Source organism: Streptomyces sp. MI02-7b (genome assembly GCF_033793585.1).
Classification (GTDB): Bacteria; Actinomycetota; Actinomycetes; order Streptomycetales; family Streptomycetaceae; genus Actinacidiphila.
The window spans coordinates 128,679-155,514 of sequence record NZ_JARAWX010000004.1; the positions used below are offsets into that span (position 1 = coordinate 128,679).

Annotated in this window: 25 protein-coding genes; 18 read left to right on the plus strand and 7 right to left on the minus strand. The window is 73.5% G+C overall.

Features of this window, described 5'->3' with window-relative positions; all coding sequences use genetic code 11:
• Positions 1–46 precede the first annotated feature (46 nt).
• Together PV364_RS07580 and PV364_RS07585 are read right to left on the minus strand one after the other, a co-directional pair.
• Positions 47–727: a helix-turn-helix transcriptional regulator gene (locus tag PV364_RS07580; RefSeq protein ID WP_319658946.1), complete on the minus strand. Its 681-nt coding sequence runs from the start codon at positions 725–727 to the stop codon at positions 47–49.
• Between the two features lie 34 nt (positions 728–761).
• A complete protein-coding gene (locus tag PV364_RS07585) occupies positions 762–1,919 on the minus strand; it encodes a YihY/virulence factor BrkB family protein (protein WP_319658947.1) in 1,158 nt (385 codons plus the stop codon).
• Positions 1,920–1,937: 18 nt separating this feature from the next.
• Here PV364_RS07585 and PV364_RS07590 point away from each other — a divergent pair, with 18 nt between their 5' ends.
• The 15 genes from PV364_RS07590 to PV364_RS07655 all read left to right on the plus strand — a co-directional run bounded on the left by PV364_RS07590 (position 1,938) and on the right by PV364_RS07655 (position 17,150).
• Positions 1,938–3,587 carry an acyl-CoA dehydrogenase family protein gene (locus PV364_RS07590; protein WP_319658948.1) on the plus strand — a complete coding sequence of 550 codons (1,650 nt, stop codon included), beginning with the start codon at positions 1,938–1,940 and terminating at the stop codon, positions 3,585–3,587.
• A 357-nt stretch (positions 3,588–3,944) separates the two neighbouring features.
• On the plus strand, positions 3,945–5,240 hold the full coding sequence (locus tag PV364_RS07595; protein WP_319658949.1) for a helix-turn-helix domain-containing protein: 1,296 nt from the start codon (positions 3,945–3,947) through the stop codon (positions 5,238–5,240).
• A 327-nt stretch (positions 5,241–5,567) separates the two neighbouring features.
• Entirely contained in the window at positions 5,568–6,152 is a 585-nt protein-coding gene (locus PV364_RS07600; protein WP_319658950.1) for a GNAT family N-acetyltransferase, read from the plus strand.
• Positions 6,153–6,212: 60 nt separating this feature from the next.
• Positions 6,213–7,250: a PfkB family carbohydrate kinase gene (locus tag PV364_RS07605; RefSeq protein WP_319658951.1), complete on the plus strand. Its 1,038-nt coding sequence runs from the start codon at positions 6,213–6,215 to the stop codon at positions 7,248–7,250.
• A 114-nt stretch (positions 7,251–7,364) separates the two neighbouring features.
• The gene (locus PV364_RS41215) at positions 7,365–7,448 is read left to right on the plus strand and encodes a putative leader peptide (RefSeq protein WP_384281964.1); all 84 of its coding nucleotides are present in this window, start codon (positions 7,365–7,367) and stop codon (positions 7,446–7,448) included.
• Between the two features lie 178 nt (positions 7,449–7,626).
• Positions 7,627–9,321 (plus strand): nitrite/sulfite reductase, encoded by a 1,695-nt coding sequence (locus PV364_RS07610; protein ID WP_319658952.1) that lies wholly within the window; start codon positions 7,627–7,629, stop codon positions 9,319–9,321.
• A complete protein-coding gene (locus PV364_RS07615; RefSeq protein WP_319658953.1) occupies positions 9,318–9,497 on the plus strand; it encodes a hypothetical protein in 180 nt (59 codons plus the stop codon). Before PV364_RS07610 ends, PV364_RS07615 begins: the two co-directional genes overlap by 4 nt.
• Positions 9,494–10,201: a phosphoadenylyl-sulfate reductase gene (locus PV364_RS07620; RefSeq protein WP_319658954.1), complete on the plus strand. Its 708-nt coding sequence runs from the start codon at positions 9,494–9,496 to the stop codon at positions 10,199–10,201. The genes PV364_RS07615 and PV364_RS07620 overlap by 4 nt, the downstream gene beginning before the upstream one ends.
• A gap of 35 nt (positions 10,202–10,236) precedes the next feature.
• Complete coding sequence (gene cysC, locus PV364_RS07625; RefSeq protein WP_319659240.1) at positions 10,237–10,782, plus strand: adenylyl-sulfate kinase; 546 nt, start codon at positions 10,237–10,239, stop codon at positions 10,780–10,782.
• Between the two features lie 115 nt (positions 10,783–10,897).
• On the plus strand, positions 10,898–11,833 hold the full coding sequence (gene cysD / locus PV364_RS07630; RefSeq protein ID WP_319658955.1) for a sulfate adenylyltransferase subunit CysD: 936 nt from the start codon (positions 10,898–10,900) through the stop codon (positions 11,831–11,833).
• 2 nt (positions 11,834–11,835) lie between these two features.
• Positions 11,836–13,185, plus strand: coding sequence for a sulfate adenylyltransferase subunit 1 (locus PV364_RS07635; RefSeq protein ID WP_319658956.1), 1,350 nt, complete (start codon positions 11,836–11,838; stop codon positions 13,183–13,185).
• A 233-nt stretch (positions 13,186–13,418) separates the two neighbouring features.
• Positions 13,419–14,561, plus strand: coding sequence for an aliphatic sulfonate ABC transporter substrate-binding protein (locus PV364_RS07640; protein WP_319658957.1), 1,143 nt, complete (start codon positions 13,419–13,421; stop codon positions 14,559–14,561).
• A gap of 37 nt (positions 14,562–14,598) precedes the next feature.
• Positions 14,599–15,393: an ABC transporter ATP-binding protein gene (locus tag PV364_RS07645; protein WP_319658958.1), complete on the plus strand. Its 795-nt coding sequence runs from the start codon at positions 14,599–14,601 to the stop codon at positions 15,391–15,393.
• Positions 15,380–16,354 (plus strand): ABC transporter permease, encoded by a 975-nt coding sequence (locus PV364_RS07650; protein WP_319658959.1) that lies wholly within the window; start codon positions 15,380–15,382, stop codon positions 16,352–16,354. The genes PV364_RS07645 and PV364_RS07650 overlap by 14 nt, the downstream gene beginning before the upstream one ends.
• Positions 16,355–16,358: 4 nt before the next feature.
• Positions 16,359–17,150: a sirohydrochlorin chelatase gene (locus tag PV364_RS07655; RefSeq protein ID WP_319658960.1), complete on the plus strand. Its 792-nt coding sequence runs from the start codon at positions 16,359–16,361 to the stop codon at positions 17,148–17,150.
• Between the two features lie 640 nt (positions 17,151–17,790).
• On the opposite strand, the gene PV364_RS07660 is transcribed toward PV364_RS07655, so the two are convergent.
• Genes PV364_RS07660 through PV364_RS07670 form a run of 3 tightly spaced genes read right to left on the minus strand, consistent with a single transcriptional unit; the run spans position 17,791 to position 20,752 of the window.
• Entirely contained in the window at positions 17,791–19,266 is a 1,476-nt protein-coding gene (locus tag PV364_RS07660; RefSeq protein WP_319658961.1) for a glycosyltransferase family 39 protein, read from the minus strand.
• Between the two features lie 57 nt (positions 19,267–19,323).
• Positions 19,324–20,112, minus strand: a complete 789-nt coding sequence (locus tag PV364_RS07665) for a class I SAM-dependent methyltransferase (protein ID WP_319658962.1) — start codon at positions 20,110–20,112, stop codon at positions 19,324–19,326.
• Positions 20,113–20,134: 22 nt separating this feature from the next.
• Entirely contained in the window at positions 20,135–20,752 is a 618-nt protein-coding gene (locus tag PV364_RS07670) for a helix-turn-helix domain-containing protein (RefSeq protein ID WP_319659241.1), read from the minus strand.
• Between the two features lie 106 nt (positions 20,753–20,858).
• On the opposite strand from PV364_RS07670, the gene PV364_RS07675 reads away from it, so the two are divergent.
• The 3 genes from PV364_RS07675 to PV364_RS07685 all read left to right on the plus strand — a co-directional run bounded on the left by PV364_RS07675 (position 20,859) and on the right by PV364_RS07685 (position 25,102).
• A complete protein-coding gene (locus PV364_RS07675; protein WP_319658963.1) occupies positions 20,859–22,070 on the plus strand; it encodes a pyridoxal phosphate-dependent aminotransferase in 1,212 nt (403 codons plus the stop codon).
• 322 nt (positions 22,071–22,392) lie between these two features.
• Positions 22,393–24,624, plus strand: coding sequence for an MMPL family transporter (locus PV364_RS07680; RefSeq protein WP_319659242.1), 2,232 nt, complete (start codon positions 22,393–22,395; stop codon positions 24,622–24,624).
• Positions 24,625–24,772: 148 nt separating this feature from the next.
• The gene (locus PV364_RS07685) at positions 24,773–25,102 is read left to right on the plus strand and encodes a hypothetical protein (protein WP_319658964.1); all 330 of its coding nucleotides are present in this window, start codon (positions 24,773–24,775) and stop codon (positions 25,100–25,102) included.
• A 21-nt stretch (positions 25,103–25,123) separates the two neighbouring features.
• Here the strand turns inward: PV364_RS07685 and PV364_RS07690 are convergent, their stop codons facing one another.
• Together PV364_RS07690 and PV364_RS07695 are read right to left on the minus strand one after the other, a co-directional pair.
• Complete coding sequence (locus PV364_RS07690; protein ID WP_319658965.1) at positions 25,124–25,309, minus strand: hypothetical protein; 186 nt, start codon at positions 25,307–25,309, stop codon at positions 25,124–25,126.
• A 50-nt stretch (positions 25,310–25,359) separates the two neighbouring features.
• Complete coding sequence (locus PV364_RS07695; RefSeq protein ID WP_319658966.1) at positions 25,360–26,790, minus strand: carboxylesterase family protein; 1,431 nt, start codon at positions 26,788–26,790, stop codon at positions 25,360–25,362.
• Positions 26,791–26,836: the final 46 nt, after the last annotated feature.

The following is a 26,836-nucleotide window of genomic DNA, read 5'->3' on the forward strand; positions in this document are numbered from 1 at the left end:
GGCTTTCGGCCCGGGGGAGGCGACGTGACGACAGAACACCTGAGGACTACCGCGTGAGCAGCCGGCCGAGCGGGACGCCGGTGAGGGCGCGGACGTCCCGGGCGAGGTGCGCCTGGTCCGCGTAGCCGGCGCGGCCGGCGAGCTCGGCGAACGGGAAGCCGTGGCGGGCCAGGCGCAGCGCGCGCTGGAGGCGCAGGATACGGGCGAGGGTCTTGGGGCCGTAACCGAAGGCGTCCAGGCAGCGGCGGTGCAGTTGCCGCTCGCTGACGCCGAGGGCCGCGGCGACGTCGAGCACCCTGGCGCCGGCGGCGAGGCCCGCGGCCGTCTCGGGCGCGTAGGGGACCGGGGGCCGCGACGGACGGCCCAGCACCACCGCCTCCAGAGCCGTGCCGGGGTCGGTGGCCGCCGCCACGCGCTCGGTCAGGCGCCGCGCCTCCGCGCTCGGCCAGAGCGCGTCCAGCGGCACACGCCGGTCCCGCAGTTCGTGCGCCGGCGCGCCGAGTACGGCGGGCCCGACCCCGGGGGCGAAGCGCAGCCCGGCGTAGCGGGTGCCGGGCGGGCTCGCGGAGAGATGGGCGCGGGTGTCGGGCCCGGCGGCGAAGAGCCCGGCGTCCTCCCCCCAGATGAGGTCGATGCAGCCGTCGGGCAGCACCCGGGCCGCCCCGGCGTCCGCTGTCCTGGTCCACAGCACGGCGCCAGGGACGGCGGAGGCACGTTCCCGGTACATGCCACCAGGATGGCACCGCCCTGTGACAGCGCGCTCACTCCGCGGTCGGCGGCCCGCCCTTCCCGTGCGGGCGCCGGCCGCGCAGCCGGCCGCGGACGTCCTCGGGCGGCAGGAAGCCCGCCCAGCGTTCGGGGAATTCGGCGGGCGGGTCCACGGGGCCCACCTCGTCGTCGGGGCCGTCGTCGAAGGCGGCCCGGCGGGCGGCGGCCTCGGCGAGCCGGTCGGCGGCCTGGCGCTGGCGCACCCGGGCGTTCTTCTCCCGTGCCGCGGCGGTCTCGATGGACGGCCAGACCCGGTCGATCGCGGCGTTGACGGCCGCGCCGACCAGCACCGCGAAGGCCGAAACGAAGATCCACAGCAGGACGGCGACGGGCGCGGCCAGTGATCCGTAGATGGTCGGGCCCTCGACCGTGTGGGTGAGGTAGATGCGCAGCACGAAGCTGCCGAGGACCCACATCAGCAGGGCGACGGCGGCCCCGGGCATGTCTTCGTACCAGGGCGACCGCACCGGCACGGACACGTGGTAGAGCGTGGTGAGGAAGGTGATGGACAGCAGCAGCACCACGGGCCAGTACAGGATGCGGACGACCCACTCGCTCCACGGCAGGAACGCCACGACCGCGTCCGGGCCGACGACCATCAGCGGCATCACGACGGCGCCGATGACCAGGGCGACGACGTAGAGCAGCAGGGCCAGCAGGCGGGTCTTGACGATGCCCCGTATGCCCTCCAGCCCGTACATGATCGTGATGGTGTCCACGAAGACGTTCAGGGCCCGCGAGCCCGACCACAGAGCGATGACGAAGCCGATGGAGATCACGTCGGGCCGGCCGCCGCCGAACACGTCGTCGACCAGGGGGCGCATCAGCTGGTCGACGCCCTTGTCCGACAGGACGGTGGCCGCCGCGGTGAGGATGTTGCGCCGGATGTTGTCGATGGTGTCGGTGCCGATCACCTCGTCCACGTACCCGATGGCGCCGACGAGGCCGAGCAGAAGGGGCGGCAGGGACAGCAGCACGAAGAAGGCGGCCTCGGCGGCCAGGCCCGTGACGCGGTACTCCAGGCAGGAGTTGACCGTGTCCTTGAGCAGCAGCCAGCCGACCTTGCGCTTGGAGACGTTCCGGTAGAGGGACCGCGCCTGGAGAAGCCGGCCCTTCCGGGGCCGCTCGGGTGTTTCATCTGCTGCCTGCACGCGCCTACGGTAGCTGTCATGAGCGCCCCCACACACACCGTGACCAACCAGCCCCCGCCGCTGGTCGGGTATGACGTGTACGCCGCCGACGACGCCCTCGTGGAGGGGGTGGCCCGGCACGCCGCGCCCGAGCGCCGGCCGGAGATCGACCAGGAGCTGGGCGAGATCGGCCGGTCGGCCGGCTCGGTCCAGGCACAGTCGTGGGCGCAGGAGGCGAACACGCACTCCCCCGTGCTGCGCACCCACGACCGCTACGGCAACCGCCTCGACGAGGTGGACTTCCATCCCTCCTACCACCGGCTGCTGGGCCGGGCGGTCTCCTCGGGGCTGACCGACGCCTGGTCCCGCCCGGACGGCCACCTGCGGCGCGCGGCGGGCTTCCTCGTGTGGTCCCAGGTCGAGCAGGGCCACGGCTGCCCGGTCTCGATGACGCACGCGGCGGTGCCCGCCCTGCGCACCGATCCGGCCCTGGCGGCGGAGTGGGAGCCGCGGCTGGGGTCGCGGGTCTACGATCCGCAGCTGGTGGCAGCGGGGCGGAAGCCGGGCGCGCTGTTCGGGATGGGCATGACCGAGAAGCAGGGCGGCTCGGACGTGCGCGCGAACACCACGCGGGCGGAGCCGCTCGCCGAGGAGGGCGCCTACCTGCTCACCGGGCACAAGTGGTTCTGCTCGGCGCCGATGTCGGACGGCTTCCTGGTGCTCGCCCAGGTGACCGGGTCCGCCGGCGACGGCGGCCTGACCTGCTTCCTGCTGCCCCGCGTCCTGCCGGACGGCACCCGCAACGTGTTCCGCATCCAGCGGCTGAAGGACAAGCTGGGCAACCGCTCCAACGCCTCGTCGGAGGTCGAGTTCGACGGCACCTGGGCGCGCCGGGTCGGCGAGGAGGGGCGGGGGGTGGCGACCATCATCGAGATGGTGGCGGCCACCCGGCTGGACTGCGCGATCGGCTCGGCGGCGGTGATGCGGCAGGCGGTGGCCCAGGCGGTCCACCACACCGCCCACCGCAGCGCCTTCGGCGGTCCGCTGATCGACAAGCCGCTGATGCGCAACGTCCTGGCGGACCTGGCGCTGGAGTCGGAGGCGGCGACGACGACCGTGCTGCGGCTGGCGGCCGCGTACGACGCGGACACCGAGCAGGAGCGGCACTTCCGGCGGCTGGCGGTGGCCGTGTCCAAGTTCTGGATCACCAAGCGCTGCCCCGTGGTGGCGGCCGAGGCGCTGGAGTGCCTGGGCGGCAACGGCTACGTGGAGGAGTCCGGCATGCCGCGGCTGTTCCGCGAGTCGCCGCTGAACTCGGTGTGGGAGGGCTCCGGCAACGTCCAGGCGCTGGACGTGCTGCGGGCGCTGCAGAGGGAGCCGCAGGCGCTCAACGCGTTCCTCGGGGAACTCGGGCTGGCGCGGGGCGCGGACCACCGGCTGGACGGGGCGATCAAGTCGCTGCTGACCGAACTCGCCGACCTGGAGGGCATCGAGGGGCGCGCGCGACGGGTCGTGGAGCGGATGGCGCTGGTGCTGCAGGGCTCCCTGCTGGTGCGTTTCGCGCCGGCGGAGGTCTCGGACGCCTTCTGCGCCTCCCGGCTCGGCGGCGACTGGGGGGCGACCTTCGGAACGCTTCCGCGCGGGCTGGACCTGGAGGCCGTGGTGGAGCGGGCGCGCCCGGTGGCGTGAAGCGCGGGCGCGGCGGCGGTCCCCCTGTTCCCGGTGGAAGGTCCGGGATCACGGGAGAAACGATCCGCCGCCGCGCCGCGCGGAAGGTGGTGCCGCGCCGACTCGGCACCACCCCCGGTCTCCAACCTCACCGTCGCACGGATGGTGTTCCGTACGAGTAGCGTGATGCGCCGTCACTGTCCGTCGGGGGCGTGCATATTCGCAACCGTTGCAGACCGTTGCAAGCTATTGGCCGGATATGCCGCCGGAACACCACCGACGGCGGCACCATATGCACAGGGTGTGGTCGCCGATGCACCGTCGCGATCACTGCCGGGCGCACAGCGCAGACCAGCGCACACGCACGCGGGGAGCACCATGAGCCAGGTTCCGTTCGACTCCCGGTCGTTGTCGGCACAGTCGGCCCAGGAGACGCGCCGGTCGGCGCGGATGCTGGGCGGGATGCGGGAGGCCGCACTGGGTGGTGGCGGGAAGGCCGCCGCGACGGTCCCCCGGCAGATCATCCAGGACTCCTGGCGGCGTGCCCTGGACCTCGGCGTCGACCCCGACAACGGCAGCCACAACGCGATGCTGACGGCGGACGAGATCGAGCAGCGCCGGCGCCGCACCCCGCTGGTCGAGGTGATGCCCGCGCTGCGCGACGGGCTGGTCTCGGTGGCCGACGAGGCCCGGCACATCATGGTCGTCACCGATCCCGAGGGCCGGGTGCTGTGGCGCGACGGCAGTGTCGCCGTCCGCAAGAGCGCGGACCGGCTGGGCTTCGCCGAGGGCGCCTCGTGGGCCGAGGACACGGTGGGCACCAACGCGATCGGCACCGCGCTGGTGGCCGGGCGCCCGGTGCAGGTGCACCAGGCCGAGCACTTCGTGCGGGAGCTGCACCAGTGGACCTGCGCGGCGGCGCCGCTGCACGACCCCCGCGACGGACGGCTGCTCGGCGCCGTCGACGTCAGCGGCCCGGCGGCCACCGTGCACCCGGCGATGCTGTCGCTGGTCACGGCGGTGACCAAGGTCGCCGAGGGCGAACTGCGCTCCCGGCACTGGGCGGCGGTCGACCGGCTGCGCTCGGTCGCGGCCCCGCTGCTGGCCCGGATGTCCGGCCGGGCGGCGGTCGTCGACCCCAACGGCTGGACGGCCGCCGTCACCGGCATGCCGGCGGTCGAGCGGATCACCCTGCCCGCCTCCCCGAGCGCCGGGCCCACCTGGGTGCCCTCGCTCGGCCTGTGCACCCTGGAACCGCTGCCCGGCGGCTGGCTGGTGCGGGTCCGCGACGAGGCGGAGGACCGGACACCGGCGGGCCGGGTGGTGCTGGACGTGAGCCGCCCGCGGACCTGGAGCATCACGGTCTCCGGCGGCGCGGGCGGCTGGTCGCAGGAGCTCAGCCCGCGCCATGCGGAGCTGCTGTTCGTCCTCGCCCTGCACCGGGCCGGGCGCAGCGCCGCCGAACTGGCGGGCGACCTGTTCGGCGACACCACCCGCACGGTCACCGTCCGCGCCGAGCTGTCCCGGCTGCGCCGTACGCTCTCCGGCGTCCTGGACCACCGGCCGTACCGTTTCGCCGACGGTGTCGAGGTCGAACTCCTGCGCCCGGCGCACCCCGCCGACCTGCTGCCGCACTCGGCGGCCCCGGCGGTCCGCGCGGCGCGTTTCTCGTGACCGCGGGCGACCCGCCCACCCGGTGAGCCCCGGCACCACGGCTCGGCCCCCTGCGAACGCAGGATCCGCTGCCCGCGGCCGCCGCGGGGTCGCGGCCCCGCGTACACGCCCCGGCGCCAAGGCCTCCAGGACCGCCGGCCCCGCCAGGTCACCGTCGGCCGGCCCCCTCGACCCCGCGGGTTCCCACGGCACGCTCCGCGTGAGCGCGAGGACTCGCGGCCCCGCTTCACTGGTCGTCCCTCCAGGAGTACGTACTCCTCCACCCATGGTCCGCGTGACCGCGGGGCACCCCGCCGCCGGGGCCGCCGGCGTGGTTGGCTGGGCCCCATGAGCAACACCGTCACCGTGACCACCTGGTCGCTGGAACAGACCTCACCGGCCGATATGCGGCCGTCGGTGCCGGCCATGGAGCCCGATCCCGCGACCGCGGGGGTCAGGATCGTCCGGGCCGAGGTGCCGTCCCCGGAGTTCAGCCGCTTCCTCTACACCTCGGTCGGCGCCGACTGCGCGTGGACCGACCGGCTGCCCTGGACGTACGAGCAGTGGCGCGCCTGTCTGGACCGCCCCGGCGTGGAGACCTGGGTCGCCTGGGACCACGGAACGCCCGCCGGCTACATCGAGTTGGACGCGCAGGACGAGGCCCAGGTCGAGATCGCGTACTTCGGGCTGCTGCCCGCCTTCCGGGGGCGCCGGATCGGCGCGCAGCTGCTGTCGTTCGGCATCGCGCGGGCCTGGGACCTGGCCGAGCGGTGGCCGGACCGGACGCCGACCAAGCGGGTGTGGGTGCACACCTGCAGCCTGGACGGCCCGCACGCGCTGGCCAACTACGAGAAGCGCGGCTTCCGCATCTTCCGTACCGAGACGGGGGAAGAGGAGAAGAGGCCGATCGACGGTCCCTGGCCCGGGGCCTGACGGCGACCGCACCGCGCGGGCCGGGCGGTGCGGGGCGAGAACGCCGTGGAAGGGGAGGGCATGGACGTCGTCGGGGTCGGGGCGCTCAACCTGGACCTGATCACGGGAGCGTCCGCCGTGGGCGGAAGCCCGGTGCTGGCCCGGCTCGACGCGCACATGGGACTGCGTCCCCCGCTGGAGAGCGGTTCCGAGCGGCTGGTGGAGGAGCCCGCCGTCCGCGCCGCCCTGGAGTGCCTGCGCACGGAAGGGGTGCCGCTCACGCCCGAGCTCGGCGGCTCGGCCTTCAACGCGCTGCACGCCCTGGCCCGGCTGGGCCGTGGGCTGCGGCTGGGGTACGTGAGCGTCGCCGGCCGCAGCCCGCTGGACGCGGTCGATCCGCTCGCCCTTCTCGACCGGCTCGGCATCGACCGCTCCCTGGTGCTGGCGGACCCCGAGCGGCTGTGCGGCATCTGCCTGTCGGTGTACGACGAGGGAGAGCGCACGCTGCTCACCCACACCGGCGCCAACACGGGCATCGCCGGGCATGTGCGGCGGCACTTCGAGGAGATCGCCGGCACCCTGGCGCGGGCCCGGGTGGTGCACGTGACGTCCTTCCTGGACCCCGACGGAGGGGCGGCGCTGCGCGGGCTGCTGGCGGCGGTCCGGGAGCGCTCGCCGCGCACGGTCGTCACCTTCGACCCGGGCCACGCGTGGTCCACCGCGCCGAGCGACGACGTGCTGGCGATGGCCGCGGCGAGCGACTATCTGCTGCTCAACGGGCGCGAGTTCACCGATCTGGCGCCGCTGCTGCCCGGACTGCGCGGCACGGCGGTGGTGAAGTACCCGGACCGTGTGGAGGTGCGCCGGCCGGGTTCGGTGGAGCGCTACGCCCACCGTCCGCTGCCGGACGGCGAGATCGAGGACGCGACGGGGGCGGGCGACGTCTTCGCGGCCGGGGTGCTCGCGGCACTCGCCGCCGACCGCGCGCTGCTGGGCGCCGGGGTGCGGCTCGGCTCCGCACTGGCGGCCCACAAGCTGCGGCACATCGGCACCCGGGGGCACGACGGGTTCCGGGCGATCACGGGCGATTTCCTGCGGCATCCGAGCAGGGTGCGGTGATCTGTCCGGTCCGTCCGGTCGCGGACACCGCAGCCGTATCAGGATGTGGGATGATCGGGTCCAGATAGCGGATAACGGTGGACTCGCCCGAGATCCGCGTGACACGCTTTCGACATGTCTCGCACTGGAATCGCCTTGGTAGGTCGGCTGCACGTCGACCTCGGACGCATGTCCAGCGCCATCTGTCGGGCGTACTGAGCCCGCACGCCGTCCCGCCCCGGACTGACCCGGCCGTCCCCGACGTCGCGGACGTGCACCGGCCCCCGCACCTCGGACCGCCGCTGAGCGCGCCGTGTTTCCGCAGGCCGCAGGGGCCCTTCGCCGTACGATCCCATCCTGCCGAGCCTCCTCAGCCTGCCAGAAGGACTGCATCGCCATGGCTTCCACCCCCGACCAGCAGGGCGCCGCCGCACGCCGCAAGGTGAGCCGTCACCGTGGTGAGGGCCAGTGGGCGGTCGGCCACATGACACCGCTCAACGCCAACGAGCAGTTCAAGCGCGACGACGACGGTCTCAATGTGCGGACGCGCATTGAGACGATCTACCAGTACCGCGGTTTCGACGCGATCGACGGGGCCGACCTGCGCGGCCGCATGCGCTGGTGGGGGCTGTACACCCAGCGCAAGCCCGGGATCGACGGCGGCAAGACCGCGATCCTGGAGCCGGAGGAGCTGGACGACAAGTACTTCATGCTGCGGGTCCGCATCGACGGCGGCCGGCTCACCACCGAGCAGCTGCGCGTGATCGGCGAGGTCTCCCAGGAGTTCGCCCGCGGCACCGCCGACATCACCGACCGGCAGAACATCCAGCTGCACTGGATCCGCATCGAGGACGTGCCGGAGATCTGGCGCCGCCTGGAGGGTGTCGGGCTGTCCACCACCGAGGCCTGCGGCGACACCCCGCGCGTCATCCTCGGCTCGCCGGTGGCCGGCATCGCCGAGGACGAGATCATCGACGGCACCTGGGCCGTGGACGAGGCCCACCGCCGGATCATCGGCAACAAGGAGTTCTCCAACCTCCCCCGCAAGTTCAAGTCGGCGATCTCCGGCTCCCCGCTGCTGGACGTGGCCCACGAGATCAACGACGTCGCCTTCGTCGGCGTCGTCCACCCCGAGCACGGCCCGGGCTTCGACGTGTGGGTCGGCGGCGGCCTGTCGACCAACCCCAAGATCGGTGTCCGGCTGGGCGCGTGGGTGCCGCTGGAGGAGGTGCCGGACGTCTTCGAGGGGGTCATCTCGGTCTTCCGCGACTACGGGTACCGGCGGCTGCGCACCCGCGCCCGGCTGAAGTTCCTGGTCGCCGACTGGGGAGTGGAGAAGTTCCGGCAGGTGCTGGAGGACGAGTACCTGCTGCGCAAGCTGGTCGACGGCCCCGCCCCCGACCAGCCGGTCCAGCAGTGGCGCGACCACGTCGGGGTGCACCGTCAGCGGGACGGCCGCTTCTACGTCGGCTTCGCGCCCCGCGTCGGGCGGGTGGACGGCACCACGCTCAGCAAGATCGCGGAACTGGCGGAGGCGCACGGCTCGGGCCGGCTGCGGACCACCGTCGAGCAGAAGATGATCGTGCTCGACGTCGAGCAGGACCGCGTCGACTCCCTCGTCGCGGGCCTGGAGGCGCTGGACCTCCAGGTGAAGCCCTCGACTTTCCGGCGCGGCACGATGGCCTGCACCGGCATCGAGTTCTGCAAGCTGGCCATCGTCGAGACGAAGGCGCGCGGCGCCTCCCTCATCGACGAACTGGAGCGCAGGCTGCCGGACTTCGCCGAACCGATCACCATCAACGTCAACGGCTGCCCCAACGCCTGCGCCCGCATCCAGGTCGCCGACATCGGCCTGAAGGGCCAGCTGGTCCTGGACGGCGACGGCAACCAGGTCGAGGGCTTCCAGGTGCACCTGGGCGGCGCGCTGGGCCTGGAGGCCGGTTTCGGCCGCAAGGTCCGCGGCCTGAAGGTGACCTCGGACGAGCTGCCGGACTACGTGGAGCGGGTCCTGCGGCGCTTCCAGGCCGGACGCGAGGACGGCGAGCGGTTCGCCCAGTGGGTCACGCGCGCGTCGGAGGAGGACCTGTCGTGAGCGAGCGTGCCGCACCGTTCTACTGCCCGTACTGCGGCGACGAGGACCTGCACCCCGCGGAGCAGGGCCACGGCGCCTGGGAGTGCCGCGCCTGCAACCGCGCCTTCCAGCTGAAGTTCCTGGGCCTGCTGGCCCGCGGCCTGCAGACCGGACCCTCCGAAGGAGGCAGTTCGTGACCACCGCGCAGCAGCACTCCGCGGACGAGTACCGGCTCCTGGCCGAACGGGCGGGACGCGACCTGGAGGACGCCCCGGCCGCGGACATCCTGGGCTGGGCCGTCGACACCTTCGGGCCGCGCTTCTGCGTGACCTCCTCCATGGAGGACGCCGTCGTGGCGCACCTGGCCTCGCGGGTGGCGCCGGGTGTCGACGTGGTCTTCCTGGACACCGGCTACCACTTCCCGGAGACCATCGGCACCCGCGACGCCGTCGCCGCCGTGATGGACGTCAACGTGATCACCCTGACGCCCCGCCGGACCGTCGCCGAGCAGGACGCCGAGTACGGGCCGCGGCTGCACGACCGCGACCCCGACCTGTGCTGCGCGCTGCGGAAGGTCCAGCCGCTGGAGGAGGGGCTGACCGCGTACGACGCCTGGGCGACCGGACTGCGCCGCGACGAGTCCCCGACCCGGGCGAACACCCCCGTCGTCGGCTGGGACGCCCGGCGCGCGAAGGTCAAGGTCTCCCCCATCGCCCGCTGGACCCAGGCCGACGTGGACGCCTACGTCAGCGAGCAGGGCGTGCTCACCAATCCGCTGCTCATGGACGGCTACGCCTCGGTCGGCTGCGCCCCCTGCACCCGGCGGGTGCTGGAGGGCGAGGACGCGCGGGCCGGCCGCTGGGCAGGCCGCGGCAAGACCGAGTGCGGGCTGCACGGCTGATGACGACGACGGAACGGACCGACCGGGAGGGGCGGATGGGCGTCACGGACGCGGGGGCCACGGTGTGGCTCACGGGCCTGCCGAGCGCGGGCAAGACGACGATCGCCCGCGCGCTGGCGGACCGGCTGCGCGGCGACGGACACCGGGTGGAGGTGCTCGACGGCGACGAGATCCGCGCGTTCCTCTCCGCGGGGCTCGGCTTCAGCCGCGAGGACCGGCACACCAATGTGCAGCGCATCGGCTTCGTCGCCGAACTCCTGGCCTCCCAGGGGGTCAAGGTCCTGGTCCCGGTCATCGCGCCGTACGCCGACAGCCGCGAGGCGGTCCGCAAGCGGCACGACGCCCGGGGCACCACGTACCTGGAGGTGCACGTGGCCACGCCGCTGGACGTCTGCTCGGCGCGCGACGTGAAGGGCCTGTACGCCCGCCAGGCCGCGGGCGAGATATCGGGCCTGACCGGTGTCGACGACCCGTACGAGGCGCCCGCGACCCCCGACCTGCGCATCGAGACCCAGGACCACACCGTGGACGACTCGGCGGCGCTGCTCGTGGCGCTGCTGGTGGAGAGGGGACTGGCGTGAGTCCGGGGCACCGCCCAGCGGTGGCTGGGGAAGTACGCGCGGCCACCGGGCCGCAGCCGACCCACGACCCGCGCGTTCGCCGCGCGGGCGGAGAAGCTCACAAGGGGGACGCAGCGTGACAACCGTCGTCGCGATCGACGAGAGCACCGAGAACCCCTTCGCGCTGTCGCACCTGGACGCGCTGGAGTCGGAGGCGGTGCACATCTTCCGTGAGGTGGCGGGGGAGTTCGAGCGCCCGGTGATCCTCTTCTCGGGCGGCAAGGACTCGATCGTCATGCTCCACCTGGCGCTGAAGGCGTTCGCCCCCGCGGCGGTGCCCTTCTCGCTGCTGCACGTCGACACCGGGCACAACTTCCCCGAGGTGCTGGAGTACCGGGACCGCACGGTCGCCCGGCACGGGCTGCGGCTGCACGTCGCGTCCGTACAGGACTACATCGACGACGGGCGGCTGCGCGAGCGCCCCGACGGCACGCGCAACCCGCTGCAGACCGTGCCGTTGACCGAGGCCATCCAGGAGCACCGCTTCGACGCGGTCTTCGGCGGCGGGCGCCGGGACGAGGAGAAGGCCCGCGCCAAGGAGCGCGTCTTCTCGCTGCGCGACGAGTTCTCGCAGTGGGACCCGCGCCGCCAGCGCCCCGAACTGTGGCAGCTGTACAACGGCCGGCACGCCCCCGGCGAGCACGTGCGGGTCTTCCCGCTGTCCAACTGGACCGAGCTGGACGTCTGGCAGTACATCGCCCGCGAGGGCATCGAGCTGCCGGGGATCTACTACGCCCACGAGCGCGAGGTGTTCCGCCGCGCGGGGATGTGGCTGACCGCGGGCGGCTGGGGCGGGCCCAAGGACGGCGAGACGGTCGAGACGCGGCTGATCCGCTACCGCACGGTGGGCGACATGTCCTGCACCGGCGCGGTGGACTCCGACGCCGCCACCATCGACGCGGTGATCACCGAGATCGCCGCCTCCCGGCTCACCGAACGCGGGGCCACCCGGGCCGACGACAAGCTCTCCGAGGCCGCGATGGAAGACCGCAAGCGCGAGGGGTACTTCTAACGATGACCGCCGGCATCACCGCCGCCGAGCACCTCGCGGCCACCTCCCTGCTGCGCTTCGCCACCGCGGGTTCCGTGGACGACGGCAAGTCCACCCTGGTCGGACGGCTGCTGCACGACTCCAAATCGGTCCTCGCCGACCAGTTGGAGGCCGTGGAGCTCGCCTCCGCCCGCCGCGGCCAGGACGCGCCGGACCTGGCGCTGCTGACCGACGGCCTGCGCGCCGAACGCGAGCAGGGCATCACGATCGACGTGGCGTACCGCTACTTCGCCACGCCCCGGCGCCGGTTCATCCTGGCCGACACCCCCGGGCACGTGCAGTACACCCGCAACATGGTCACCGGCGCCTCGACCGCCGAACTGACCGTGGTCCTGGTGGACGCGCGCAACGGCGTGGTCGAGCAGACCCGCCGGCACGCGGCCGTCGCGGCCCTGCTGCGCGTCCCGCACGTCGTGCTGGCGGTCAACAAGATGGACCTGGTGGACTGGTCGGAACCCGTCTTCGCGGCCATCGCCGAGGAGTTCACCGCGTACGCCGCCTCGATCGGCGTGCCGGAGGTCACCGCCATCCCGATCTCGGCGCTGACCGGGGACAACGTGGTGACCGCCTCGGCCGCCATGGACTGGTACGGCGGCCCGACGGTGCTGGAGCACCTGGAGACCGTCCCGGTCGGCACCGACCCGAGCGCGCACCCGGCGCGCTTCCCGGTCCAGTACGTCATCCGGCCGCAGAGCGCCGAGCATCCCGACTACCGCGGCTACGCCGGGCAGATCTCCTCCGGTGTGCTGCGCGTCGGTGACCATGTCACGGTGCTGCCGTCTGGTCTGACCAGCACGATCACCGGAATCGACGCGCTGGGCACGGCGGTCGGCGTGGCGTGGGCGCCGCAGTCGGTGACGCTGCTGCTCGGCGACGACCTGGACATCTCCCGCGGCGACCTGATCGCGCCGAGCGCGGCCGCCCCGGCCACCACGCAGGACGTCGAGGCGACGGTGTGCCATCTGCACGAGCGCCCGCTGACCGTCGGGGCCCGCGTGCTGCTGAAGCACACCACGCGCACGGTGAAGGCGATCGTCAAGCGCCTCCCGTACAAGATCGACCTGACGCACGGACTGGAGCACCGCGACGAGCCCGCCGAGTTCGGAGTCAACGACATCGGCACCGTCGTCCTGCGCACCTCCGAGCCGCTGCCGCTGGACGCCTACGCGGACTCCCGGCTCACCGGCTCCTTCCTGCTGATCGACCCGGCGGACGGCATCACGCTGACCGCCGGCATGGCGGGCGAGGCCTTCGCCGCCCGCAACGCCACGGCCGCGAGTGACGCGGCCGGTGACGAGGGGTGGGACTTCTGATGGCAGGCAAGAGCGGCTTCGACGCGTTCGCCGGATTCGCCAAGGAGGGCGGCCGTGTCGGCAGCGGCTGTCTGGGCAGCGGCACGGGCGGTGTGACGCGATGTGCGCGCTGACACCGACCGAGCACCGCACCACGGCCGCGCACGCGGCATGGCACCACCTGGAACCAGACAGCCACCACTCCGGCGCGCCCTAGAGAGCGCGACCCGGGGCCTTCGAGAGGACCACCTCCCGTGACTGCCGATCGCACCACCGCCCCGAGAACGGCCACCCGCCGCCGTGTCATCGCCGGCGCCGCCCTTGCGCCGCTGCTGGCCCTGGCCGCCTGCGGCTACGGCTCCGACAAGAAGGACGACACCTCCGACGCGGCCGCGAGCAGCGGCGCCAGCAGCAGCGTCGCCAGCAAGAAGCTCTCCGCGTCCACGGTGAAGATCGGCTACTTCGCGAACCTGACGCACGCCACGCCGCTGGTGGGGCTGAAGGAGGGCTTCTTCGCCCAGGAGCTCGGCTCCGGCACCACGATCAAGGAGTCGGTCTTCAACGCGGGCCCCGCCGAGATCGAGGCCCTCAACGCCGGTTCCATCGACATCGGCTGGATCGGCCCCTCCCCCGCCGTCAACGGCTGGACCAAGTCGGGCGGCAAGAGCCTGAAGATCATCTCGGGCTCGGCCTCCGGCGGCGTGAAGCTGGTCGTCAACCCCAAGAAGATCAAGAGCCTGAAGGACGTCAAGGGCAAGCGGATCGCCACCCCGCAGCTCGGCAACACCCAGGACGTCGCGCTGCTCAACTGGATATCCGAGCAGGGCTGGAAGGTCGACGCGACCAGCGGCAAGGGCGATGTCTCCGTCATCCGCACGGACAACAAGATCACCCCGGACGCCTACAAGTCCGGCTCCATCGACGGCGCCTGGGTCCCCGAGCCCACCGCGTCCAAGCTGGTCGCCGAGGGCGCCAAGGTGCTGCTGGACGAGAGCAGCCTGTGGAAGGACGGCAAGTTCGTCATCACAAACGTGATCGTCTCCCAGAAGTTCCTCACCGAGCACCCCGACGTCGTCGAGGCCGTGCTGCGCGGCTCGGTGAAGACCAACGCGTGGATCACCGCCAACCCCGACAAGGCCAAGGCCGACGCCAACGCCCAGTTGGAGAAGCTGTCCGGCAAGCCGCTGCCCGACGACGTCATCGACCCGGCGTGGAAGAGCATCCAGGTCACCGACGACCCGCTGGCGTCCACGCTGCAGACCGAGGCCGACCACGCCGTCACCGCCGGACTCCTGGAGAAGCCCGAGCTGAAGGGCATCTACGACCTCACGATCCTCAACAAGATCCTCACCGCCGAAGGAAAGACCGAGCTCGGCAACGCCGGTCTCGGCAGCTGACCCGTCCGCACGCCCAGCCCCCAGGAGGTGACGTTCCATGACCACCGCACTCAGCACCCAGCCCGCCGTGACGGACGAGGCGGCGCCCTACGCCGCCCGGCTCGCGCACGTCTCGAAGTCCTTCGGCCGCCCCGGCGCGCAGGCGCAGGTGCTGGACGACATCAGCATCGATGTCGCTCCCGGTGAGTTCGTCTGCCTCCTGGGGGCCTCCGGCTGCGGCAAGTCCACCCTGCTCAACCTCGTCGCCGGGCTCGACCTGCCGTCCGCCGGGGGCATCGAGACCCCCGGCGGGCGCCCCTCCCTGATGTTCCAGGAGCACGCGCTGTTCCCGTGGCTGACCGCGGGCAAGAACATCGAACTCGCCCTGCGCATGCGCGGCGTGCCGCGCGCCGGACGGCGCCCGGAGGCCGAGCGGCTGCTGGAGCTGGTCCGTCTCGAGGGCGCCTACGGCAAGCGGGTGCACGAACTGTCCGGCGGCATGCGGCAGCGCGTCGCGCTCGCCCGCGCGCTGGCGCAGGACAGCCAACTGCTGCTGATGGACGAGCCGTTCGCGGCACTCGACGCCATCACCCGGGACGTCCTGCACGAGGAGCTCACCCGCATCTGGACGGAGACCTCGCTGTCCGTGCTCTTCGTGACCCACAACGTGCGGGAGGCGGTACGGCTCGCGCAGCGCGTCGTGCTGATGTCGTCGCGCCCCGGACGGATCGCCCGCGAGTGGCGGATCGACATCCCGCAGCCGCGGCGCATCGAGGACGCCGCCGTCGCCGAACTGTCCGTCGAGATCACCGAGCACCTGCGTGGGGAGATTCGCCGTCATGGCCAGCACTGAGACCAAGGCAGACAGCGGTCCCGCCGGTTCCGCGGGCTCCGCCGGTTCCGCGGGCTCCGCCGGTTCCGCGGGCTCCGCCGGTTCCGCGGGCTCCGCCGGTTCCGCGGCGGACCTGGCGGGCCTCGGGGCGGGCCTGGACGCACTGGAGACGCCCTCGGAGCCCCGGGTCCCGCTCGGCCGCCTGCTGCGCGAGAAGGCCCTGCCGCCCGTGCTGGCCGTGGCCCTGGTACTGGTGGTCTGGCAGCTCGCCTACCACTTCGAGGTCAAGCCGCACTACCAGCTGCCCAGCCCGGCGGACGTCGGCCGCGCCCTGCGGGACAAGTGGCTGGACGGCACACTGCTCGGCTACGTGTGGACCAGCCTGTCGCGCGGCGCCCTCGGCTTCCTCGCCTCGGTCGTCATCGGCACGCCGCTGGGCCTGCTCGTGGCGCGGGTCCGGCCCGTGCGCGCGGCGATCGGACCGATCCTGTCCGGGCTCCAGTCGCTGCCGTCGGTGGCCTGGGTGCCCGCGGCCATCATCTGGTTCGGGCTGACCGACGCCACCATCTACTGCGTGGTGCTGCTCGGCGCGGTGCCCTCGATCGCCAACGGCCTGGTGGCGGGCGTCGACCAGATCCCGCCGCTCTTCCTGCGGGCGGGACGGACGATGGGCGCCAGCGGGCTGCACTCCGTACGGCACGTCCTGCTGCCCGCGGCCCTGCCCGGCTACCTCGCCGGCCTGAAGCAGGGCTGGGCCTTCTCCTGGCGCTCCCTGATGGCCGCCGAGCTCATCGCCACCTCGCCCGATCTCGGCATCGGCCTCGGCCAGTTGCTCGAACAGGGCCGCGAGCTGTCCGACATGCCCACCGTCCTGGCCGCGATCCTGCTCATCCTCGTCGTGGGCATCGGCATCGAACTGCTGGTGTTCGCCCCGCTGGAGCGGTCGGTACTGCGCAGCCGCGGCCTGTTCGCGCGGGGGTGACGCGATGAGCCCGTCCCCGGCAGCCCCCGTCCTGCTCGTCATCGCCCACGGCAGCCGCGACCCGCGGCACGCGGCGACCGTCCACGCGCTCACCGGACGGGTCCGCGCGGCCCGTCCGGGCCTGCGCGTCGAGACCGCCTTCCTCGACCACTGCGCACCCGGCGTGCCGCAGGTCCTGGAACGCCTCGCCGCGGACGGCGTGCGCGACGTGGTGGCACTGCCGCTGCTGCTGACCCGCGCCTTCCACGCCAAGGCCGACATCCCGGCCGCGTTGCGCGAGGCGACCGCCCGGCACCCGCGGCTGCGGGTGCACCAGGCCGGGGTGCTCGGGCCCTCGCCGCTGCTCGTCGGCGCGCTGGAGCGGCGGCTGTCCGAGGCCGGGGTCGGCCCCACCGACGCCGGCGATCCGGGCGACCGCGGCCGGACCGGGATCGTGCTGGCCTCTGCGGGCTCCTCGGACCCGGAGGCGATCGCGGTGATCGCGCGCATCGCGCGGGAGTGGCGGCGCACCGGCTGGCAGGCCGTGCGTCCCGCCTACGCCGCGACGCTGTCCGGGTCCCTGCCCAGCACCGCCGACGCGGTGCGCGCCCTGCGCGCCGAGGGCGTGCGGCACATCGCGGTCGCCCCCTACGTCATCGCCCCCGGCTTCCTCCCCGACCGCATCGCGCGCGGTGCGCGGGAAGCCGGCGCCGACGTCCTCGCCGACGTCCTGGGCGACGCCCCGGAGATGGCACGGCTCCTGCTGCGCCGCTTCGACGAGGCCCTGATGCCCCGCCTGGCGCTGGCGCTGGCCTGAGGGCACGCCGTGCCCCGCACCCCGGGGCCGGGCCGGGCCGCCGGGCCCACCGCGCAGAGTCCCGGCCCATGCCGACGGAGTTCAGCGACGCCTTCCTCCACGAAGCCGAACGGCGCGCCGCCTGGGGTGCCGGACGACCCGAGGCGGCCCTGGGCGCCTTCCTGCCCGAGGGGCCGTGCACGGCGGACGTGCCCTCCCGCCTCCACCGGCATGGGCACCAGGAACCGCGCGTCGCGGTACCGGGCACGCACGACGAGCGCGGGAGCGGTCCTGGATGCGGGGCCGGCCCGGCCGGGGCTGGGCGGTACCCCGGTGGTCTCCCTGCCGGGTCCCCCGAGACCGGCGAGGCGGCGTGGGTTCCGGTGAACACGCCGGACGGCCCCGGTGTGCCGGTGCGGTCCGACTCGGACTGCGTCCCCGCGGGCCGCCGAACCCGGGAAGGCCACGGCGCGGCTGCCCACCGCTCCGACCGGCCGTCGCGTCGAAGGCCGGTGGCCCGGCACCCGTGGCCGCGTGGCAGGCCCGGTTGCCGGCCGAGTGGGTCACGGCGTGGAGAACGGCCGCGGCCGTTCGGCCGCTTCGGGTCTCTCCGTCCCCTGCCGAACGACCGCAGCGTCCGCGGGGATGAGCGGGCGCCGGCCTAGTAGAAGTGCCGCAGCGACGGCCAGAGGGTCGACCAGGGGGCGGCGGGGCCCGCGCACAGGACGATGGCGGCCTGCTGTTCCTCGTTGTCGAGGCCGTGGCCGTTGTCGACGGTGCCGACCCGGCGGCAGCCGGTGAAGTGGGCCTCGATGCCGTCGGCCTCCCGCTGGCGGACCAGCAGGACGGGCCCGTCGGCGGAGTCCGGGGGCGGGCCCCAGTCGTAGAAGCTCATGTGGCCGGAGTAGGGGGCGGGCAGGCCGCGGGAGGGGCCGTAGTGGGCGAGGGCGCCGGCCTCGCCGTAGTTCTGGGCCAGGAGGACCGCGCGGCCCCGGTCGCCCTCGGGGATGCGGGACCACGCCGCGGCGGTGGCGTCGGCCAGCCGGGGCCAGCCGATCTGCTCGCCCTGCTCGGGGTTGACGGCGTTCACGACGGAGACCGCGCCCGGCGGCAGCACGGGCAGCGACAGCAGGGCGGTCAGCACGGCCGTCAGCGCGACCGGGACGATCGTGTCGCGGGGTCTGGCGGCGTAGCGCTCGCAGCCCGCGGCGAGCAGGACGACGAGCAGTGGAAGCGCGTAGTACGGCTTGCCGCCGCTCGCGAGCACGAGGACGCACAGGATCAGGTAGGCCGGGGCGAAGGCGCGGGCCCAGCGCAGTTCCGGGTCGCGCCACAGCCGCAGACCACCGGCGATCCAGACCGGGACGAACACCGGCGAGAGGTAGAGGAGTTGCTCCGGCCCGAACAGCAGCCGGTTCTCGACGCCGTCGTCGGCGCTGATGCCGCCCGCGACGGTGAACTGCGGCCAGCCGTGCCGGGCCTGCCACCACAGGTTGGGCAGGGCCAGCGCGAGCGCGAGCGCGGCGCCCGCGACCGGCCACCAGCCGCGCAGCAGCCGGCGCGGCCCCGTGACCAGCACTCCGCCGAGGAGGGCGAGGACCAGCAGCGCCACCAGGTACTTGTTCTCCAGGCCGACGCCGACCGCGGCGCCGACGCCGAGCCACCAGCGGCCGTCCCCGGTGCGCAGCAGCCGCAGGACGAACCAGCAGACGGCGAGCCAGGCGAGCACGTCGAAGGTGGCGGTGGAGACCATGTGGCCCACGGCGAGGACGAATCCGGAAACGGCCGTGAAGACCGCGGCGAGCACCTGCGCCCGCCGGCTCCCGCCCAGTTCGCGGCAGACTGCGGCGGCCAGGACGACGATCGCCGCGCACGCGGCGGTCGCCACCGCGCGCAGACCGGCCGGGCTGTCGCCGAAGACGGCGGTGGACAGCCGCGCGGCGAGCGGGGTCAGCGGCGGCTGGTCCACATAGCCCCAGGCGGGGTGGTCGCCGGCGACCAGGAAGTACAACTCGTCGCGGTGGAAGCCGTACCGCCCCGACAGGGCGGTCAGGACCGCCGCGAACGCCACGGCCACCACCGCGACGGGTCGCGTGGCGAAGGCCGCCACCGCGGGCCGCTCGATCGTCAAGGTCATCCCCCACCCCCGGGACGACGATACCGGCGTGCCACGCCGGGATCCATGGGCCGCGCGTCAGCCGACGTCGAACCGGCTGAAGCGTGAACCACCCTTTACTGAAAGGCGGTTGAGGAATCCGGTGAGCACCCGGCGCCCCGGGGTGAGGCGGGCGCGGGCCTCGGGCGGCAGCTCCCACAGGGCCCGCGAGTCGCGCACCCGCACGCCCCAGTCGGCGAGCGCGCGCGGGTCGTCGCAGCTCCAGGCCACGTTGACGGAGCGCTCGCGGCGGGCGACGGCGGCGGAGACGGTGTCCATGAGCAGGACGGAACCGGGGAAACGCCTCGCGATCAGCCCGATCGCCGTTTGGACCTCCGCCTCGGTGAGGTAGACGAGCACGGCCTCGGAGACGAAGAGGTACGGGCCCGGGGCGGCCTCGACGGCTGCGGTCCAGCCCGGCTCGGTGACCGAGCCGGCCACCATGTGCCGTCGCCGGTTCTCCTCCAGCAACGCGCGGCGGAGCGCGATGACGTCGGGCAGGTCGATGTCGACCCACGTCGCGGTGCCGTTGTCCAGCCGCTCGTACCGGGTGCCGAGGCCGGCGCCGAGTTCGACGACCGTCCCCGCGGGATGCGCGTCGAGGAACTCGCGCACCCAGGCGTCGAGGATGACGCCGCGCAGCACCGCGCCGAGGAGCCCGGGGCCGCCCCCGATGCGGGAGAAGTCGTAGTCCAGGGCCTCCACCAGCTCCACGGCCTTGGGGTCGCGGGTCAGCGGCCGCCTCCTGGCCGTCTCGACCGCGCGGGCGTGCAGCGGGATGAGCAGGGTCTCCTGGACACGGCCGAGTTCCACGCGCTGACGTCCCATGCGGTCACCGTATCCCGCCGCGTCAGGCTCCGGCCCCCCGCAGGGCGTCCGCGAGGGGGCCCTCCCCGGTCACCTCGGCGGCACCGTCCCCCAGCGCGTCGGGCAGGGCGCGGGCGCCTGCCGGCAGGGCGAGGACCGCGTCGGGGCTCTTGGCGGGGCCGTCCGCGTACGACGGGGCCGGGCCGCCCAGTTCGATATGGAAGGCGCCCTCGTCGAGGCGGACCTCGACCACACCGCCGGGCAGGCCGGGCAGCGCGGCCAGCCGCCGCATCAGGGGCACGGCTGCCCAGTGCGCGCGGACGGCGTCGGTGGGGCGGGGCTCGCCCAGGTCGGCGGTGCCCCAGGCGGCGAGCGCGCCGAGCACGGACAGCAGATCCCGGCCGCGGGGGGTGAGTTCGTAGACGTACGCGGCGCCGGGGGGCGGCAGGCGGCGGCGGGTGACCAGCTGGTCGCGCTCCATCTCCTTCAGCCGGGAGGCCAGCACGTCGGTGCTGACGCCGGGCAGGTCGGCGTGGAGATCGGTGTACCGGCGGGGACCCGCCAGCAGCTCACGGACGATCAGGAGCGTCCAGCGCTCGCCGACCGTGTCGAGGGCACGGGCGACGGCGCAGTACTGGTCGTAACTTCGGCGCGGCATGATCCCAGTGTAGACAAAGAGTTGGACTTTCCAAGCTCACACTTGGTAAAACCAAGCAGTAGCCTGTGCCTGTGCAGCAGGGTGCGGGACCGGACCGGGAGGCCGTCGCATGGAGTACAAGCAGTCGAGCAAGCTGGCCGAGGTCTGCTACGAGATCCGCGGTCCGGTCATCGAGCACGCCAACGCGCTGGAGGAGGCCGGGCACAGCGTCCTGCGGCTCAACACCGGCAATCCGGCGCTGTTCGGCTTCGAGGCCCCCGAGGAGCTGCTCCAGGACATCATCCGCACCCTCCCGTCCTCGCACGGCTACAGCGACTCGCGCGGCATCCTCTCGGCCCGCCGGGCGGTCGCCCAGCACTACCAGGAACGCGGCCTCGCCGACGTGGGGGTGGACGACGTCTTCCTGGGCAACGGTGTCTCCGAGCTGGTGCAGATGGCCGTCCAGGCCCTGGTGGACGACGGCGACGAGGTGCTCATCCCGGCCCCCGACTTCCCGCTGTGGACGGCCGTGACCAATCTGGCGGGCGGCAAGGCGGTGCACTACGTCTGTGACGAGTCCGCCGACTGGTTCCCCGACCTCGACGACATCGCCTCGAAGATCACCAGCCGCACCCGGGCGCTGGTGATCATCAACCCCAACAACCCCACGGGCGCGGTGTACCCGCGCGAGCTGCTGGAGGGCATGCTCGACCTGGCCCGCCGTCACCACCTCGTGGTCTTCGCCGACGAGGTCTACGACAAGATCCTCTACGACGACGCCGTGCACCACACGGCCGCGCTGCTCGCCCCCGACGTGCTGTGCCTGACCTTCAGCGGGCTGTCCAAGGCCTACCGCGTCGCCGGCTTCCGCTCGGGCTGGCTGGTCGTCACCGGCCCGCGCCAGCACGCCAAGAGCTACCTGGAGGGCCTGACGATGCTGGCCTCCATGCGGTTGTGCCCCAACGTCCCCGCCCAGCAGGCGATCCAGGCCGCCCTCGGAGGACGGCAGAGCATCAAGGACCTGGTGCTGCCCGGTGGCCGGCTGCACGAACAGCGCGACAAGGCGTGGGAGAAACTCAACGAGATCCCCGGCGTCTCCTGCGTGAAGCCCAAGGGCGCGCTCTACGCCTTCCCGCGCCTGGACCCCAAGGTGCACCGCATCCACGACGACGAGAAGTTCGTGCTGGACCTGCTGCTGCGCGAGAAGATCCAGGTGGTCCAGGGCACCGGCTTCAGCTGGCCGCGCCCGGACCACTTCCGCATCCTCACCCTCCCCCGGGCCGACGACCTGGACGCGGCCATCAGCCGCATCGGCCGCTTCCTCGCGGGCTACCGCCAGTGATCCGGGCCCCCCGCGACGCGCGGACGTCCGGGGGCTGACCCCACCACCCCGACCGGCCGGAACGCCCGTGAACAGGCGACGGATGTAGGGGCCACCGAAGTCCCGGGCGGGGGTTTTCCCCACGTCGCGGGGAGGAGAAACCCGCCGCTGAGTCACCGGTCAGCCGGATGGGGCGGCGGCCGCGGGGCCCATAGCGTCGTTGCCGAGGCGGTGGTGAGGTGCCACCGCCCGGCTCCGAGGGGGTTTCGACACCGTGGCAAGCGCACACGGCCGCGCCCGTACCGCGGGTACGGCACACGGCAAGCAAGGCATCGCCGCCGCCATGGGCGGCTGGAGCGCCCGGCACCGGTGGACGGCGGTGGGCGGCTGGCTGCTCTTCGTCGTCCTCGCGCTGGCCATCGGTTCCATGGCCGGCCGCGTCGACGTGACCGACAGTGAGGAGGTGCCCGGCGAGTTCGGCCAGGCCGTACGGATCCTGGACGACGCGGGGCTGAGCAACGGTCCGGCGGGCGAGATGGTGCTCGTCCGGGGGACGGGCTCGGGCTCGGGCTCGGTCAAGGCGACCGACCCGGCCTTCCGCGCCACCGTCGACGACGTCATCGGCGCGGTGAAGGGCACCGGCGAGGTCACCTCGGTGCAGTCGCCGTACGACGTCAAGGCCGTCTCCGAGGACGGCCGTTCGGCCCTGGTGAAGTTCGACATGCGCGGCGACCCGGACACCGCGCCCGACCGTGTGCAGCCGGTGATCGACGCCGTGCGGGGCGCGCAGGAGCGGCACGCCGGCTTCGCCGTCGAGCAGTTCGGCGAGGCCAGCTCGCAGAAGGTGTTCGACGAGGCCTTCGGCAGCGACTTCCAGCGGGCCGAGTACTCGGCCCTCCCGGTCGCGCTCGGCATCCTGCTGATCGCCTTCGGCGCCCTGGTGGCCGCGCTGCTGCCGGTCGCGCTCGCCATGACGGCCTTCCTGGCGACCTCCGGCCTGGTCGCGGTCGTGAGCCACACGGTGCACATGAGCGACACCGCCAACTCCGTGATGCTGCTGGTCGGTCTGGCGGTCGGCGTCGACTACTGCCTGTTCTACCTGCGCCGTGAACGCGAGGAGCGCGAGGCCGGGCACGACCAGCAGACCGCGCTGCGCATCGCCGCCGCAACCAGTGGACGGGCGATCCTCGTCTCCGGCGTGACCGTGATCGTGGCGATGGCGGGCCTTCTGTTCACCGGCATCGGCGACTTCAAGGCCATGGGCCTGGCCACGATGATGGTGGTGGCCGTCGCGATGTTCGGTTCGGTCACCGTGCTCCCGGCGCTGCTGTCCCTACTGGGCGAGCGGGTCGAGAAGGGCCGGGTGCCCTTCCTGCGCCGGCGCGGCCGGGCCCGCAGTGGCGAGTCCCGCTTCTGGGGCACCGTGCTCGGCGGCGTGCTGCGCCGCCCCGCCGTGTCCGCCGCGGTCGCCGGCGGAGCTTTGATCGCTCTCGCACTGCCCGCGGTCGGCCTGAACACCGCCAACCTGACCCTCAGCCAGGAGCTGGGCGACAAACTGCCGGTCGTCCGCGCCTACGAGGACATCAGTGCGGCCTTCCCCGGCGGTCCCGAACCGGCGCAGGTCGTCGTCAAGGCCTCCGACATCTCCGCACCCGAGGTGCGCCGGGCCATCGACGCCTTCTCCCATGAGGCGGTGGCCAAGGGCGCCAGCCCCGGCCCGATCGAGACCGAGACGCACCCGAAGGCGAATGTCGCCGTCCTCAAGGTGCCGCTGACCGGCGGTACGGACGAGAACAAGGCGGAGGCCTCACTGCGGATCCTGCGGGACCAGGTGCGCCCCGACACCCTCGGCAAGGTCGCTGGCGTCACCGCGCCGATGGCAGGGTCGACGGCCGCCTCGATGGACTTCACCGACAAGATCGGGGACGCCGTGCCCCCGGTGTTCGCCTTCGTCGTGGCCTTCGCCTTCCTCCTGATGCTGCTCTCCTTCCGGTCCCTGACCATCGCCCTGACCTCGATCGTGCTCAACCTGCTCTCGGTGGGCGCCGCCTACGGCATCCTCACCGTGGTCTTCCAGCACGGCTGGGGAGCGGGCCTGGTGGGCGCCGAGGGCGTCGGCGCGATCGTGGCCTGGCTGCCGCTGTTCCTGTTCGTGATCCTCTTCGGGCTGAGCATGGACTACCACGTGTTCGTGGTCTCCCGGATCCGCGAGGCCCGCATGCGCGGTCTGACCACCCAGGGCGCGATCCGGCACGGAATCACCACCACGGCGGGAGTGGTGACCAGTGCGGCACTCATCATGGTCGCGGTGTTCGCGATCTTCGGAACGCTGTCCATGCAGAGCATGAAGCAGATGGGCGTGGGCCTCGCCGCCGCGGTGCTGATCGACGCCACCGTCATCCGCGGAATCCTGCTCCCCGCGGTGATGGCGCTGCTCGGCGAGCGCAACTGGTACTTCCCCTCGTGGCTGCGGTGGCTGCCCGACATGACCCACGACGAGACGGCGATCGCCCCGGCGCCGGTCCGCCCGGACGGTGTGCCGGTCCCGGCCGAACCCACGGGCGTGGGCCGCTGACCCTCCGTTCACCGCAGGCCCCCCGGCCCGGCCCCCGCGTTGCGGGGCCGGGCCGGCTGTCAGCGCCGCGCGCCATCATGGCGCCGTGGACACACGGACACGCATCGACACCTGGTGACGGCTCCTGGACGACCCCCGCACCTGCTGGGTGCTCTTCGAGCACGGCACGTACGCGGTGCTGACGCGGCCCTCGGCGGACGCCCTGGCCGGCCAGGCCGCCCCGGTCCCGCGGGAGTTCGGGCCGATGCACGTCGGCAGCCCGGCGGCGGACTTCTCGGTGATCGACGTGGGCGAGGCGGACCGCTGGGTGGTGACGGGGGATCATCCGGACGTCCTGATCCATGTCGCGCCGGACGAGCACGGCGGGGCCGCCGGCACGCCCGACGTCGCCGTCGGCCTCCACGGCCGCTCGAAGCGCCATCAGGACGGGACCGGACTGCCCCTCGCCCATGGGGAGGACGCCCGCGCCGGCGGCTGAGTCCGCGCGCCGGTCAGCGGGTCAGCCGGACAGCGGGGGACGCGCGCGTATCGGCTCCCGCCCCTCCCCCGCCCTGGGGCCGGCCACCGGACCGGCGGGCGCCGGAGCGTGGAAGGGATCGAGGACCGGCGCGGGGCCGCGGACCGGGGCGGGAGCGGTCAGGTCGGGATCGGAGAAGAGCGCTGGCTCGTCGTGTGAGGTCGACATGTCCAGCAGACTATCCGGTGTTCGAATATCTGTGCGATCCCCCAAAAGAGTTATCGAGGCGCGGGCCCGAACCGCATGACGTCCGGCCCCGGCCCGGACCCCGCCCCGGACCCCGACCCCGCTCCTTGCTCCGGCCCGGCGCCTCCCGGGATCCACGGCCGCCACGGCTCCAGCCCCGGCCCGTTGGGGCTGCCCGTCGCCGTGAAGGCGGCGAGCGCCCCGCCGAAGGCTCGCCCGAGGGCGCGGTCGGCCGCGTCCACCCGGCCGAGCATCGGCGCGTCGCGGAAGGCGTCGAAGGTACCGAAGAGGAACGGCAGTTCCGCACAGTGCGTGGCGCCCAGGGGAACGCCACCCACGTCCGCCTCCCCGGGCGGCCGCCGGGTGAAGCGGTACACGTACGCGGGGGCCCCGTCGCGGGCGCAGCGGCCCGCGATCTCGGTGGTGCCCGCATGGAAGAGCTGCTCGGCGACGACGTCCAGAGGCTGATCGAAGGACGTGACGGCCAGGAAGGCGGTCATCTCGTCCTGCGTACCGCCCAGCAGGACGTCCGTGCCTCTCAGGGCACCGCCGGCCACCGCCTCCCGCCATCCGGTCGCGGTGAGCGCACCGCCGCGCACCGGATAGGTCGGCGGCGCCGTGCCGCCCGGCCGGGCGCGTTCCACGACGAGCCGCCCGTAGGCCTCCAGCAGGCGTTCGACGGGCAGACCGCGCAGGGCGCCGGCCCCCGGGACACCGAGCAGGCGCAGGTAGTGCGCGGCGGCGTCGGCGGCCTCCGCCGGCTCCTGCGGGTCCAGCCCCCACGGACCGCTCTCCCCGATCACCCGCCGGACGAGCCCGCGCGTCCCCGGGTCGAGCGCGAGGGCGAGCGCGGAGTACGCGCCCGCGGACTGGCCGCCGACGGTGATGGCCGCGGGGTCGCCGCCGAAGGCCGCGACGGAGTCCCGCACCCAGCGCAGCGCGGCGGCCTGGTCCCGGCTGCCGATGTTGTCGGCGCCGAGCTCCGGCAGTTGCAGATAACCCAGCGGCCCGAGGCGGTGGTTGATGGTGACGACGACGATTCCGCCGAGTTCCGCCAGCCGCCTGCCGTCGTAGAGGTCCCAGCCGCCGGAGCCGGTGGTGTAGCCGCCGCCGTGGATCCACAGGAGCACCGGGCGGGGCGGCGCCCCGCCGTCGAGGGCGCCCTCGGGCACCCACACGTTGAGGGTGAGGCACCCGGCCTCGTCGCCGCGCGGCTCCCGCGGGCCCAGGATCGCCTCCAGGCGGCTGTGCCCCTGCGGGGCCTCGGGACCGGAGCGCGCCGCGTCCCGCACGCCGTTCCAGCCCGGGTGCGGGCGCGGGGAGGAGAACCGCAGGTCGCCCACCGGCGACGCGGCGTACGGGATCCCGCGGAAGGCCGCCACTCCGCCCTCCTCGGTCACCCCGCGCACGGAGCCGCGCTCCGTGACCACCACCGGCCGCCGGTGTTCGTGCCTGGTATCCATGACTGCTGGTCTACCGTGCCCTCATGGCGGGCGCGCGCCGGAGACC

Coding starts and splice junctions, on each gene's coding strand:
- PV364_RS07580 (WP_319658946.1), bottom strand. CDS start 727: ATGTACCGGGAACGTGCCTCCGCCGTCCCTGGCGCCGTGCTGTGGACC.
- PV364_RS07590 (WP_319658948.1), top strand. CDS start 1,938: ATGAGCGCCCCCACACACACCGTGACCAACCAGCCCCCGCCGCTGGTC.
- PV364_RS07595 (WP_319658949.1), top strand. CDS start 3,945: ATGAGCCAGGTTCCGTTCGACTCCCGGTCGTTGTCGGCACAGTCGGCC.
- PV364_RS07600 (WP_319658950.1), top strand. CDS start 5,568: ATGAGCAACACCGTCACCGTGACCACCTGGTCGCTGGAACAGACCTCA.
- PV364_RS07605 (WP_319658951.1), top strand. CDS start 6,213: ATGGACGTCGTCGGGGTCGGGGCGCTCAACCTGGACCTGATCACGGGA.
- PV364_RS41215 (WP_384281964.1), top strand. CDS start 7,365: ATGTCTCGCACTGGAATCGCCTTGGTAGGTCGGCTGCACGTCGACCTC.
- PV364_RS07610 (WP_319658952.1), top strand. CDS start 7,627: ATGGCTTCCACCCCCGACCAGCAGGGCGCCGCCGCACGCCGCAAGGTG.
- cysC (WP_319659240.1), top strand. CDS start 10,237: ATGGGCGTCACGGACGCGGGGGCCACGGTGTGGCTCACGGGCCTGCCG.
- PV364_RS07635 (WP_319658956.1), top strand. CDS start 11,836: ATGACCGCCGGCATCACCGCCGCCGAGCACCTCGCGGCCACCTCCCTG.
- PV364_RS07645 (WP_319658958.1), top strand. CDS start 14,599: ATGACCACCGCACTCAGCACCCAGCCCGCCGTGACGGACGAGGCGGCG.
- PV364_RS07650 (WP_319658959.1), top strand. CDS start 15,380: ATGGCCAGCACTGAGACCAAGGCAGACAGCGGTCCCGCCGGTTCCGCG.
- PV364_RS07655 (WP_319658960.1), top strand. CDS start 16,359: ATGAGCCCGTCCCCGGCAGCCCCCGTCCTGCTCGTCATCGCCCACGGC.
- PV364_RS07660 (WP_319658961.1), bottom strand. CDS start 19,266: ATGACCTTGACGATCGAGCGGCCCGCGGTGGCGGCCTTCGCCACGCGA.
- PV364_RS07665 (WP_319658962.1), bottom strand. CDS start 20,112: ATGGGACGTCAGCGCGTGGAACTCGGCCGTGTCCAGGAGACCCTGCTC.
- PV364_RS07675 (WP_319658963.1), top strand. CDS start 20,859: ATGGAGTACAAGCAGTCGAGCAAGCTGGCCGAGGTCTGCTACGAGATC.
- PV364_RS07680 (WP_319659242.1), top strand. CDS start 22,393: ATGGGCGGCTGGAGCGCCCGGCACCGGTGGACGGCGGTGGGCGGCTGG.
- PV364_RS07690 (WP_319658965.1), bottom strand. CDS start 25,309: ATGTCGACCTCACACGACGAGCCAGCGCTCTTCTCCGATCCCGACCTG.
- PV364_RS07695 (WP_319658966.1), bottom strand. CDS start 26,790: ATGGATACCAGGCACGAACACCGGCGGCCGGTGGTGGTCACGGAGCGC.